This window comes from Pseudoxanthomonas sp. CCNWLW251, assembly GCF_037402255.1.
Taxonomy (GTDB): domain Bacteria; phylum Pseudomonadota; class Gammaproteobacteria; order Xanthomonadales; family Xanthomonadaceae; genus Pseudoxanthomonas_A.
The window spans coordinates 767,857-779,951 of sequence record NZ_JBBEGA010000001.1; the positions used below are offsets into that span (position 1 = coordinate 767,857).

The following is a 12,095-nucleotide window of genomic DNA, read 5'->3' on the forward strand; positions in this document are numbered from 1 at the left end:
AACTGTCAAATGACGAATTATTCCCGATAATAACGGTTTGCCGCTTGCTGCCGGAGGATTTCCATGGCCTTGATCGACCACCTCGCCCCGCTCCGCGCCCACCAGGGCCAGCGCCTGACCCACGGCCTGGACGATGCTGCCATCAAGCGCCTGGCAAAGACCCATCCGGACCTGACCGCCGTCATCGAAGCGGCCGCGGCCGAACATGCCCGCCTGAAGGACGAGTTCGCCGAACTGTTCGACCTGGATGAGGCCGAGCAGCTGCGCGCCGTGCAGGCCGGCTACGTCAACTTCTACGCCGAAGACGCCATCAACCCCTACATCGCGCTCGCCGCGCGCGGCCCGTGGGTCGTCACCCTCAATGGCGCGGTGCTGTACGACGCCGGCGGCTACGGCATGCTCGGCTTCGGCCACACACCGGCCGCCGTGCTGGACGCGATGGCGCGCCCGCAGGTGATGGCCAACATCATGACCCCCAGCCTGTCGCAGCTGCGCTTCGACCGCGCCCTGCGCAAGGAGATCGGCCACACCCGCGGCGGCTGCCCGTTCGCGAAGTTCCTGTGCCTGAACTCCGGCTCCGAGTCCGTCGGCCTGGCCGCGCGCATCGCCGACATCAACAGCAAGCTGATGACCGATCCGGACGGCCGCCACGCCGGCCGCACCATCAAGCGCATCGTGGTGAAGGGCAGCTTCCACGGCCGCACCGAACGCCCGGCGCTGTATTCGGATTCCTCGCGCAAGTCCTACCAGCAGCACCTGGCCAGCTACCGCGGCGAAGATTCGGTCATCGCCATCCCGCCGTACGACGTGGATGCGCTGAAACAGGCGTTCGCCGATGCGGAGGCCAAGGGCTGGTTCGTCGAGGCGGTGTTCCTGGAGCCGGTCATGGGTGAAGGCGACCCGGGCCGCTCGGTGCCGCCGGCGTTCTACGCCGCTGCGCGCGAGCTGACCCGCAGCCACGGCAGCCTGTTCCTGGTCGACTCGATCCAGGCCGGCCTGCGCGCGCACGGCGTGCTGTCCATCGTCGACTACCCCGGCTTCGAAGGCCTGGACGCGCCGGACATGGAGACCTACTCCAAGGCGCTGAACGCCGCGCAGTACCCGCTGTCCGTGCTCGCCGTGAACGAGCGCGCCGCCGGTCTGTACCGCAAGGGTGTGTACGGCAACACCATGACCACCAACCCGCGTGCGCTGGACGTGGCCTGCGCCACCCTGGCCCAGCTGACCCCGCAGGTGCGCGAGAACATCCGCAAGCGCGGCGTCGAAGCCGTGCAGAAGCTGCAGCAGCTGCAGGCGGAATTCGGCGGCCTGATCACCAACGTGCAGGGCACCGGCCTGCTGTTCTCGTGCGAACTGTCGCCCGCCTTCAAGTGCTACGGCGCCGGCTCCACCGAGGAATGGCTGCGCCAGCAGGGCCTCAACGTCATCCACGGCGGCGCCAACTCGCTGCGCTTCACGCCCCATTTCGCCATCGACGGCGAGGAACTCGACCTGCTGGTCGGCATGGTGGGCAAGGCGCTGCGCGAGGGTCCGCGCATCAGCCAGGCCGCGGCGGCCTGATCGGAAAGCGGACCCCAAAGAAAAGGCGAGCCTCGGCTCGCCTTTTTCTTTCGTAGGGTGGGCCTTGGCCCACCATCCACATGTCGGATCAACGGTGGGCCAGGGCCCACCCTACGGTTGTGCGGTGAAGTGCTCCAGCGATTCGCGGATCAACGCCTTCGCCTCCTTCGCATCGCCGTAGCCATTGAGCTGCACAGGATTGCGGCCCTTCGGCAGATCTTTGTAGACACGGAAGAACGCCTCGATGCGCTGGCGTTCGATCTCCGGCAGGTCGGCCAGGTCGCGGATGCCGGCGTAGGTCGGGTCGATCTTGTCGGTGGGTACGCCGATGATCTTCTCGTCGTGCTTGCCGTCGTCGAGCATGCGCAGCACGCCGATCGGCCGGAACTTCACCAGCACGCCCGGATGCAGCGGCTCGCGCGTCAGCACCAGCGCATCCAGCGGGTCGCCGTCGCCGGCCAGCGTGCGCGGCATCGAGCCGTAGTTGGCGGGATACGCCACCGGCATCGACTGGAAGCGGTCCACGAAGACCAGCCCTTCGTCGTTGATCTCGTACTTGGTGAAACTGCCCGCGGGAATCTCCACGGCCAAAAGCACTTCCTCCGGCGCGGCCTTGGGCTGCTGGGCGAGGAACGGGTGGCGGATGTGCGCTTCGCGAGCGAGGGCGTTCCCCGCGCAAAGGGCGAGCAGGAACATCAGACAGACACGACGCATGGCAGGCCTCGTTGTAGGAGGGGCTTCAGCCCCGACAGAATGGATTCGGAAAAACTCGGCAGTCGGGGCTGGCTTTCAACAGCCGAATGGCTGGTCAGCCCCTCCTACATGAGTCGCATCATTCCCAGCACCGGTCGGCGCGGCCCTTCAGGGTCTCTGCGCGGATGCACGTACGTTCTTCGATGCGGCCTTCCGCGTGCTCGACGAGCTGCTTGCCCGCCACCCCACCATCGACGAGGTCGAAGGCATCGTAGAGGCGGCCCGTCGCCGTGCGCGCCTCGTAACGCAGACGCGGACCGTCGAAGCGCAGCACCTGGAAAAGCTGGGTGTCCTCGGCGACGGGCCGCATCGTCTTGCGCGCCTCGTCAGAGAGCCGGTACTGCTTGGCGCCGGTGACGGACACGACGAACACCGGCGTCGGCGCTTCGTTCTTCAGGCGACCGTAGACGTGGTCGTGTCCCTGCAGCACCAGGTCGACCTTGCGTGTGCGGATCACCGGCAGCAGGTGCTGGCGCAGCAGCACGTTGTCGCGGCCTTCGCGCGGGGAGAAGAACGGCTGGTGCGTCAGCACGATGCTCCAGCGCTTCGGATTGCTGGCGAGGACACCGTCCAGCCATGCCGCCTGCGCCTTCGCTGTCCCGAGATCCAGTGCCGACGTACCGTCGATCACCACCACGCGCACGTCCTGGTAGTCGAACCAGTACGTGGTCCGCTTCGCCTGCGCCACGCCGTTGCCCGGCAGCGCGAACGTCACCGGCCAGTGCGCGCCCAGCACGCGGCGTTCCTGCGGCGTGTCCTCGAACTCTTCGAAATACTCGTGGTTGCCCGGTGCCGGCGCGACGACCAGCGAGGTCGGCAGCACTTCGTTCGCTTCGAACCACTCGCCCCACTCGTTGTCGTCCTCGCCGTCGCCGCCGCTGACCAGGTCGCCGGCGAACAGCGCCAGGCGTGCGTCGGGCGCGGCCCGCATCGCTTCGCGCACGACCCGCGTGGTCAGGCTGACGTTCTTGTTCTGGGTGTCGCCGAAGTACAGCAGCGTCAGCGGCGAGCCCGTCGTCGCGGCCGTGCGGGTGTGGTGCCACGCGCTCCAGGTGCGGTCGCCCTGCACCCGCCATGCGTACAGCGTGTCCGGCTGCAAGCCGTCGACGTCCGCGCGATGATGGTGCGCATCGCCGTTCTCGGTCTTCAGTGGGGTACTGGTCGCGGTGATCCGGCGCGGCTCACCCATGTCCGGCGAATCGCCCGCGACGACGATCTCCAGCTGCGGCACGCTGACACGCGCATCCGTGCGCCACGCAACCGAGAAACCATTGGCCGCGTCCTGTGCGGGCGAGGCCACGATGCGGTCCGGGAACCCACTGGGTGCATAGCGCACCACGCCCTTCGGCACGCGTGTGTTCGGTTCGGGCTGACGTGTCGTCGCTGCCTGCGCGAGCGTTGCCGCGCAGTTCCCCAGCAACAGCAAGACCAGCACCCACTTCATCCCCGCATCCCCTGCCCGCTTCATTCGGCGCGGCACTCCGACAGCGACAGCGCCTTGGCGATGTCGCGCCAGTCGAACGCCGCCACCGCCTGGTCGTCGTCGACGGCGTAGAACGCACCCTGCGGGAAGCGCGCGTCGGCGCTCTGGTCCAGCCATACGCCGTCGGTGTTCGCGGTCTTGTTGCCGGCGAATGCACCCTTGTACGCCAGCGTCGTGCGATCGAACACGTGGAACACGCTGCGGTCCTTGAACTGATCGGTGGCGATCCAGTAACCGGCGCCGCCCACGCACTGCGCCAGCGCCATGCCCTCGGCTTGCGCCTTGAACAAGTCCGCGCCGATGTCGCGGCCACGATAGGTGCCATCCAGCCCGTACTCGCGCAGGCGCGTGCCGGCGGCGACATCCTCTTCCGCCAGCAGCAGGCGGTCGTTCGCCGCATCCCCGAACACGGACTCCGCGATGCGGATCGCGCCCTTCCCGCCCGTGTCGCCGAACGTGCCGGCCAGGTTGGCCTTCCAGCCGCCTTCCGCGCGCTGCAGGTGGTAACGCTTGAAGCGCTGGCCCAGCTCGGCCAGCGGTGGCGGCGCGTCTTCGTTCTGCGGCGACATGTAGTTGTCGCTGACGATCACCTCGTAAGCATCCTTCTGCGGGCGCACCCACAGGCCGTACGGCTGCTTCAGGTCTTCCGCGCCGAACACGAGCAGCGGCTTGAAGTCGGGCAACTGGAAGACCTGCACGCGCCGGTTGTCGCGCTCGACCACCAGCACGAGGTCGTCGATCACGGCGATCCCGTTCGGTCGCTGCATCTGGCCCAGCTCGCTGCCCGGACCGGAAACGGTGCGCAGTTGCTTGCCGGTGCTGCCGTCGTAGACGACCAGGCGGTGGGTGTCCTTGGCGGTGGCGATCAACCAGCGCGTGCCATCCGCCGCACGCCAGCTGGCCGGCGAATCGACGTTCTCGGCCGGCGTGGCCGCCGTGATGAACGCTTCGGGCACCACCACGTGCGCGACCTTCGCCTCGCTCAGCAGCGGATCCTTCTCGACGTTCTCGTCGGGCTCCTTCTCGCGCACCTGCGCACTGGTTTCCGCAGAAGATGCGGCCGGCGTGGCGGGCTTTCCGCCGCATGCGGCGATCAGGAGCGGAACGGCAAGCAAGGCAAGGCGTGGTTTCACTGGTTTCCCCATGACATGACGGCGTCAATAAACGGTCATGTTCTACGCAGGCTTCGTGACGCTTTCGTGTCAACGGACGACACGCGGATACCTGTCATGCGACGGGAACCTGCGTGTCATGTTGCCGCCATGTGACGTGCTTACAAAGTGCCGTTTACTTTCGTCACGGGGACGACACACGATGAAACGCAACGCCTTGGCCGCCTCGCTCTCGCAGGTGCTGTTCTGCGCTGCCCTGCTGCCGGCCAGCTTCGCCGCCACTGCCCAGAACCAAGCGCCGGATGCCGGTGCCGCGGGCGACCCCAAGCAACTGGACACCGTGGTGGTGCAAGGCGAAATCGCCTACCGCGACCGCACAGATGACATCGCGCCCACCCTGGTCTACGACCTGGAGTACTTCCAGCGTTTCGAGCCGAATACCGTCGGTGACATGCTGAAGCGCGTGCCCGGCGTCGGCTTCGTCGGATCGGACATCATGGAATACGACGGCGTGCAGCTGCGTGGCCTGGGCGGCGGCTATACCCAGGTGCTGATCAACGGGAAGAAGGTGCCGGGTGCCGGCGACGACCGCTCGTTCTACGTCGACCGCATCCCGGCGGAGATGGTCGACCACATCGAGATCAAGCGCAGCGCCAGCGCCAACCGCAGCGGCGATGCGATGGCCGGCGCGATCAACATCGTGCTGCGCGACGCGTACGAATTCACCGGCAGCTACATCCGTGTCGGCGTGAACCGCTGGGACGATGGCGAGGTCAACCCGACATTCGGTGCCGTGACATCGTTCGAGGCGCTCGGGGGCCGCCTGTTGGCGGGCATCAACGTGCAGGACCGGTATCGCGCCAAGACCAAGCGCTCCGACCGCTTCACCGACAACACCCAGGAAGAGAAGGTCAGCTGGGAGGACCAGACCGAGGTGAAGGACGGCCGCGACTACTCGGCCAACCTGTCCTACACCGCCGACGTCGGCGAGACCGGCCGCTTCAGCATCGATGGCTTCTACGTCAAGACCGATCGCGACGTCACCGAAGTGTCGTTCGAGGAGGAACTGGACGACGACGAGACCGTCAACCTGCGCGTACCCGGCCGTGACCCGTACGACCAGAAGAACTACGGCATCGGCGCCGAGTACAAGTTCGACATGGCGGGCGGCACCACCGCAGTGAGCGTTGACTACGCCCGTTTCGAGAACTCGCAGGCCACCACGGAAGGCGAACACGTCTACGTGAGCGGCGCGGAGAACTGGGACGACACCTGGAGCATCCCCGCGGATGCAGAGTGGGACGAAACCGTCTACGAAGCCGAATCCGTGACCGCAAAGGATTCCGAGACCGGCTTCCGCCTGACCCACGCGCGTCCGCTGGGCGGCGCCGAACTGGAGTTCGGCGTGGACTACCGCACCAAGAAGCGCGAAGGCCTGCTCGTGAGCTACGAGTGGGAGGCCGAGGAGGAGGACGAGACCCCGGCGTCCCTGGCCGATTACGAGCTGGACGGCAGCGTGGCCTCGGTGATCGAAGAAAAGCGGCTGGATCCGTACATCATGCTCAGCGGCAAGGGCGATGCCTTCTCGTGGGAAGCCGGCCTGCGTTACGAGACCACCAAGTCCGAGGTGGAGTACCTCGAGGACGATGAAAGCGAAGGTCGCGTCAGCAAGGACTACAACGAGCTGCTTCCGTCGGTGAACCTGCGCTGGAACCTGGGAGACGCGGACCGCGTCAGCCTGTCGCTGGCCAGGACCATCAAGCGTCCCAACTTCAACGAGTTGCTGCCGGCCCTGCTGGACGGCGAGTTCGGCGACAACGACTACATCGGCAACCCGGAACTGGATCCGGAAACCGCCAACGGACTGGACCTCGGTTTCGAACACCGCCTTGGCCGCAAGGGCGTGGTCGGCCTGAATTTCTTCTATCGCGACGTCAAGGACCTCATCGAGATCGTCAACACCGGCGAGCCCAGCGAAGAGATGCAGGACACCTGGGAAGAGATGATCGAGGACGGCGACGCCGTCGACCTGGCCGATGCGATGGCGCAGGAACCGGCGGAAAGCTGGCTGTACACCTCGTCCAACGTCGGTGACGGCAAGGTCTACGGCTTCGAGTTCGACGTGTCCACGCCGCTGTCGGCGATCGGCCTGGAGAACACCGGCATCTTCGCCAACTATTCGTGGGTGAAGTCCAAGGTGGACGACTTCCTGGGCGAACGCCGCTTCAACGACCAGGCCAAGTCCGTCTACAACATCGGCTTCATCCATGACATCCCGGCGTGGGGCGCAAGCTTCGGCGCCACCTATCGCAAACAGGGCGACGCCTACGCTCGCGTGCTGGGGGAGGAAGCCCTCATCCGCTACGGCGGCGAACTGGACGTGTTCGTCGAGAAGCGCTTCGGCACGAATGTCTCCGTGCGCCTGAGCGCCAACAACCTGCTGGATGCCAGCAAGGACGAGTACTTCGACAAGTTCAACACCCTGCAGGACCAGATCGACCGCGACTACGACGAATACGAACTGGAAACCGAAGAGGCCGGGCCGAGCTACCAGTTGGTCATGCGCTGGGCGTTCTGATCGGCGGCATCGCCACGGTCCATGCGGAAAGCCGGCGCACGCCGGCTTTCTGCTTTGTGGGACCAACGGGTTTGATGCAGACTTCCAGCTTCTCCTGCTGCCCTCCCCCGCCATGAAGACCGTAGAAGTCCGCCACCCCCTCGTCCAGCACAAGATCGGCCTGCTGCGGAACGCCGGTCTCAACACCAAGGATTTCCGTGAACTGGTGACCGAGCTGGGCACGCTGCTGGCCTACGAGGCCACGGCCGATCTGGAACTGACCACCGAGACCATGGCGGGCTGGGCAGGCCCGGTGCAGGTGAAGAAGATCGCCGGGGCGAAGATCACCCTGGTGCCCATCCTGCGCGCCGGCCTGGGCATGCTGCCCGGCGTGCTGGCGCTGATCCCCACTGCGCGCGTCAGCGTGGTCGGCCTGCAGCGCGACGAGGAAACACTGCAGCCCGTGCCCTACTTCGAGAAGCTGACCGGACGGCTGGAAGAACGCGACGCACTGATCCTCGACCCGATGCTGGCCACCGGCGGCACGCTGATCGCCACCATCGACATGCTGAAGCGGGCGGGCGCGAAGCGGATCAAGGGCATCTTCCTTGTCGCCGCGCCAGAAGGGCTCAAGGCACTGGAAGCGGCGCACCCCGACGTGGACGTCTACACCGCCGCCATCGACGAGCGCCTCAATGACAAGGGCTACATCCTGCCGGGCCTGGGAGACGCGGGGGATCGTATTTTTGGGACGCGGGTGGGGTAACGCGACTCCCTTCTCCCATCGGGAGAAGGCGCCCGGAGAGCCTGCCCCGTACTTGATACGGGGGCGGACGAGGGTACGGCGAAGTTAGCGACATTCGAACCATCACGGACTCCGCCACACCCTCACCCCTCTCCCGCTGGAGAGGGGCTCAAATCTCACGCCACCAGCATCCGCGCGTGCAACTCCGGGACTTCATGCGCGGTGCCGAACTTGCCCTTCTCGTCGCGGGTCACCTGCGCCAGGGCGCAGCCCGGGTCGTGGGTGAAGAACAGGCGGACGTTGCGGACCAGCTTGTCTTCCAGGAAGGCGCGCTTCTCGTCGATCAGCAGCTCGGCGTTGCGGTCGTAACCCATGGTGATGGGCACGTGCACCCAGGACCGGCCGGGAATCAGGTCGGCGCAGAACACCACGCCACCATGGGGCTGATCGTCCATGCGCTCCGGACCGACGATCTCGGCCAGCATCAGGCCCGGCGTATGGCCATCGCTGAAGCTGAAGCGGACGGTATCGCCGAGCGCCACGGAATACTCGCCGGAAACGAGTTCCAGCCGACCACTGGCTTCCAGCAATGGCTGCAGGTCCGGGATGAAGCTGGCGCGATCACGCGGGTGCGGCTTCAGCGCACGCTGCCAGTGCTCGGCACCGACCACGAAGGTGGCGTTGGGGAACAACAGTTCCGGCGCATGACCGTCCTGCCACGGCGCCAGCAGGCCGCCGGCATGATCGAAGTGCAGGTGACTGAGCACCACCACGTCGATGTCCTCGTGCGAGAAACCGGCGTCGCGGAGCGAATCCAGCAGCACGTGACGCTCTTCCTGCACGCCGAAGCGCGCGCGCATCTTCGGTTCGAAGAAGGCCCCGATCCCGGTCTCGAACAACACCGTCTTGCCGTTCAGCGGCTGCGCCAGCAGCGCGCGGCACGCCAGCTCGATGCGGTTCTCCGCATCGGGCGGTGACCACTTCTCCCACATGGCGCGCGGCGCGTTGCCGAACATCGCGCCGCCATCGAGTTTCTGGGAATTGCCCAGCAGCGACCAGAGTTTCATGCGGCGATTCTACGCCCCGATTTGCTCCCTGTAGGAGCGACGTAAGTCGCGACCGCAAGGCTTGCAGACACATGACGAGTGGCGCGTGCCGTTCAGACAGTCGCCCGACGCGCCGGGGCCGGGGCCTCGAAGCAGCGGTCGCGACTCACGTCGCTCCTACAGAGGGGCCAAGCCCTTTCAGGGCTTCGCAGCGGATTCCACCACCTTCGCCGCGCCCACTGGATTGCGCGGATCGCTGCCGCCACTCAACACGTTGGCCGCCTTGTTCCACTCCACCGTCTGCAGGTTGCCCCACACATGGCTCGAACCGCGACCACCCTGCGCACTGTTGCCGGGCACCTTGAATTTGTGACCCATGGCTTCCAGCGCCTGTTGCGACGCAGGACTCAGCGCGTTGGTCTCCATCTCGATGAGATCCGGCATCCACTGGTGGTGGAAGCGCGGCAATGCGGCGACCGGCTGCGCATCCAGGCCCGCGTCGTAGCCCAGCACGCCCAGCAGCACCATGGTGATGATGCGGCTGCCGCCGGGCGTACCGAGCACCGCCACTTTTTCCGGCGACTCCATGAAGGTGGGCGTCATCGAGCTGAGCATGCGCTTTCCTGCCTGGGGCGCATTGGCTTCATAGCCCATCACGCCGAACGCATTCGGCGTGCCGGGCTTGAGCGCGAAATCATCCATCTCGTTGTTCAGCAGCACGCCCGTACCCGGCGGCACCAGGCCCGAGCCATACAGCAGGTTCACCGTCTGCGTGCCGGCGACGCGGTTGCCTTCGGCATCGATGATTGAGAAGTGGGTGGTTTCCTCGTCTTCCAGCGGGGTCTGCTGGCCGGAGAGCTGGTCGCTGGGCGTCGCTTTCTGCGGATTGATCGTCGCGCGCAGGCCGGCGGCGTAGTACGGGTTGGTCAGCGTCTTCAACGGGATTTCGACGAAGTCCGGATCGCCCAGGTAGAAGGTGCGGTCGCGAAACGCACGACGCATCGCCTCCACGATCAGGTGCGTGCGTTGCGCCTCGTCCAGGCTGCGTAGATCGTAGGCATCGAGGATCTGCAGCATCTGCGCCAATGCCACGCCACCGGACGATGGCGGCGGCGCGGTGGTCACCTGCCAGTCGTTGTACTTGAAGGTCAACGGCTCGCGCTCACGCACGGTGTAGCCGGCCAGTTCCTTCGCCGTCCACTGCCCGCCTTCCGCCTTCACCCCGGCCAGCAGCAGCTTCGCGGTCTCGCCGCGGTAGAAGCCGTCGAAGCCGTGCGCGGCCAGGCGTTCCAGCGTGCGCGCCAGGTCCGGCTGCCTGAACGTGTCGCCTTCCTTGATCGGCTGGCCATTGGCGAGGAACACCGAACGCGTGCCCTTGTACCGCTCCATCACGTCGCGGCGTGCCTGATAGCCCCGCGCCATCCGCGCGTACACCGGGAACCCGTCGCGGGCCACGCGGATCGCAGGCTTCAGCGAGGTCGCCAGGGGCAGCTTGCCGTACCTCTCGGCCAGATGGACGAAGGCCGCCGGCAGGCCGGGAATACCCGCCGCCCAGGGTCCGTTCTCGGCACGGTCGCGGTTGAACTCCCCATTGGGCAACAGGTACTTGTCAGGCGTGGCCGCGGCGGGTGCGGTCTCGCGCGCATCCACGAAGGTCTGCTTCCCGGTCTTGCCGTCATGCAACAGGAAGAAGCCGCCACCGCCCAGCCCGGAACTGATCGGCTCAACCACCGACAGCGTCGACGACACCGCGATGGCGGCGTCGAAGGCATTGCCACCCTGCGCGATGACATCAAGGCCGGCCTGCGTGGCAAGCGCGTGCGCGCTGGCGATGGCGACACCGGGCGGATGCGGCGAGGCGGCGGGACGGACAGCATCGGTAGCCAGTGCGGCCGGCACGAACGCAACGAACAACAACAGGGCGAACAGACGACGCTGGATCACGATCTCTCCTGGACGATAACCGGCACGGAGCGCTGCCGTGTGGCGGATCAGCCGGCCTGCAGCCGGAGCATCTTCGCCAACAGTGCTTCGTGGGTCTCAGGATACGCCGGATCGGGATCGATGCACTCTACGGGGCACACAACGACACATTGCGGTTCGTCATGATGGCCGACGCATTCGGTACAGCGCGCCGGATCGATCACATAGATCGTCTCGCCCATCGAGATGGCCTGGTTGGGGCAGGCCGGCTCGCAGACATCGCAGTTGACGCAGAGTTCGTTGATCTTGAGGGACATGTTCTTTCGTCATTCCCGCGACAGCGGGGATGACCTTTTCACCAGGGCGTGGCCGCCGGAGCGGCCACGCCTGGAAAGGTCACTTGGCTTCGACGAACACGTACTCGGCGCTGCTCGGGGCCACGGCCGCCTTCACGCGCTCGCTGTCCTCCGCCTTGCCGATGAAGAGGATGCGCACGCCCTTGAAGGTGTCGGCTTCCACGCCTTCGAACGCAGCCACGGCCAGGTCGGCGATCTTGACGCTGGACGGCGAACCGAACGCGATCAGGTTGCCGCTGGTCACGCCACGCGCCACGGCGCCCTTGGCCTGTTCCAGCTGGCGGCCGTACTTGGCCTCGAACTCCGGATCGGTCTCGGCCGGCAGGTAGTACACGTAGGGCGTGTTGGTGATCGTGCCCATGTTGGCGTCGACCACCTTGCTCAGGTATTCCTTCCACGCACCGTCTTCGGTCGTGGTCGGGGCGACCAGCGCGACTTCGGCCGGCTGGGCCGGCGCTTCTTCCTGCTTCTTGCACGCCGCGAACGGCAGCACGAGGCAGGCGGTGAGCAGCATGCGGGTTGCGATGTTCTTCATGGGTGTTCCCCCTCCTGTTGGATCT

10 protein-coding genes are annotated in these 12,095 nt (G+C 66.2%); 3 read left to right on the forward strand and 7 right to left on the reverse strand.

The features are described from left to right. The first annotated feature begins 63 nt into the window (after window positions 1–63). Window positions 64–1,560 (forward strand): aminotransferase class III-fold pyridoxal phosphate-dependent enzyme, encoded by a 1,497-nt coding sequence (locus WBN46_RS03650; protein WP_337730337.1) that lies wholly within the window; start codon window positions 64–66, stop codon window positions 1,558–1,560. Between the two features lie 111 nt (window positions 1,561–1,671). Here WBN46_RS03650 and WBN46_RS03655 read toward each other — a convergent pair whose 3' ends face one another. The 3 genes from WBN46_RS03655 to WBN46_RS03665 all read right to left on the reverse strand — a co-directional run bounded on the left by WBN46_RS03655 (window position 1,672) and on the right by WBN46_RS03665 (window position 4,827). Then, window positions 1,672–2,256: an inorganic diphosphatase gene (locus tag WBN46_RS03655; RefSeq protein WP_337730874.1), complete on the reverse strand. Its 585-nt coding sequence runs from the start codon at window positions 2,254–2,256 to the stop codon at window positions 1,672–1,674. A gap of 136 nt (window positions 2,257–2,392) precedes the next feature. Beyond that, window positions 2,393–3,757, reverse strand: coding sequence for a metallophosphoesterase family protein (locus tag WBN46_RS03660; protein ID WP_337730338.1), 1,365 nt, complete (start codon window positions 3,755–3,757; stop codon window positions 2,393–2,395). 20 nt (window positions 3,758–3,777) lie between these two features. Continuing rightward, window positions 3,778–4,827 (reverse strand): phytase, encoded by a 1,050-nt coding sequence (locus WBN46_RS03665; protein WP_337730875.1) that lies wholly within the window; start codon window positions 4,825–4,827, stop codon window positions 3,778–3,780. 283 nt (window positions 4,828–5,110) lie between these two features. On the opposite strand from WBN46_RS03665, the gene WBN46_RS03670 reads away from it, so the two are divergent. Beyond that, window positions 5,111–7,486 carry a TonB-dependent receptor gene (locus WBN46_RS03670; protein WP_337730339.1) on the forward strand — a complete coding sequence of 792 codons (2,376 nt, stop codon included), beginning with the start codon at window positions 5,111–5,113 and terminating at the stop codon, window positions 7,484–7,486. Between the two features lie 112 nt (window positions 7,487–7,598). Further along, window positions 7,599–8,231: a uracil phosphoribosyltransferase gene (upp, locus tag WBN46_RS03675; protein ID WP_337730340.1), complete on the forward strand. Its 633-nt coding sequence runs from the start codon at window positions 7,599–7,601 to the stop codon at window positions 8,229–8,231. 155 nt (window positions 8,232–8,386) lie between these two features. On the opposite strand, the gene WBN46_RS03680 is transcribed toward upp, so the two are convergent. The 4 genes from WBN46_RS03680 to WBN46_RS03695 form a co-directional block, all read right to left on the reverse strand. After that, complete coding sequence (locus WBN46_RS03680; RefSeq protein ID WP_337730341.1) at window positions 8,387–9,277, reverse strand: MBL fold metallo-hydrolase; 891 nt, start codon at window positions 9,275–9,277, stop codon at window positions 8,387–8,389. 177 nt (window positions 9,278–9,454) lie between these two features. Continuing rightward, window positions 9,455–11,155, reverse strand: coding sequence for a gamma-glutamyltransferase (gene ggt / locus WBN46_RS03685; RefSeq protein ID WP_337730876.1), 1,701 nt, complete (start codon window positions 11,153–11,155; stop codon window positions 9,455–9,457). A 92-nt stretch (window positions 11,156–11,247) separates the two neighbouring features. Further along, complete coding sequence (locus tag WBN46_RS03690; RefSeq protein WP_055940809.1) at window positions 11,248–11,496, reverse strand: YfhL family 4Fe-4S dicluster ferredoxin; 249 nt, start codon at window positions 11,494–11,496, stop codon at window positions 11,248–11,250. A 79-nt stretch (window positions 11,497–11,575) separates the two neighbouring features. Further along, entirely contained in the window at window positions 11,576–12,070 is a 495-nt protein-coding gene (locus WBN46_RS03695; RefSeq protein ID WP_192200514.1) for a hypothetical protein, read from the reverse strand. Window positions 12,071–12,095: the final 25 nt, after the last annotated feature.

Coding starts and splice junctions, on each gene's coding strand:
- WBN46_RS03650 (WP_337730337.1), top strand. CDS start 64: ATGGCCTTGATCGACCACCTCGCCCCGCTCCGCGCCCACCAGGGCCAG.
- WBN46_RS03670 (WP_337730339.1), top strand. CDS start 5,111: ATGAAACGCAACGCCTTGGCCGCCTCGCTCTCGCAGGTGCTGTTCTGC.
- WBN46_RS03690 (WP_055940809.1), bottom strand. CDS start 11,496: ATGTCCCTCAAGATCAACGAACTCTGCGTCAACTGCGATGTCTGCGAG.
- WBN46_RS03660 (WP_337730338.1), bottom strand. CDS start 3,757: ATGAAGTGGGTGCTGGTCTTGCTGTTGCTGGGGAACTGCGCGGCAACG.
- upp (WP_337730340.1), top strand. CDS start 7,599: ATGAAGACCGTAGAAGTCCGCCACCCCCTCGTCCAGCACAAGATCGGC.
- WBN46_RS03695 (WP_192200514.1), bottom strand. CDS start 12,070: ATGAAGAACATCGCAACCCGCATGCTGCTCACCGCCTGCCTCGTGCTG.
- WBN46_RS03655 (WP_337730874.1), bottom strand. CDS start 2,256: ATGTTCCTGCTCGCCCTTTGCGCGGGGAACGCCCTCGCTCGCGAAGCG.
- WBN46_RS03680 (WP_337730341.1), bottom strand. CDS start 9,277: ATGAAACTCTGGTCGCTGCTGGGCAATTCCCAGAAACTCGATGGCGGC.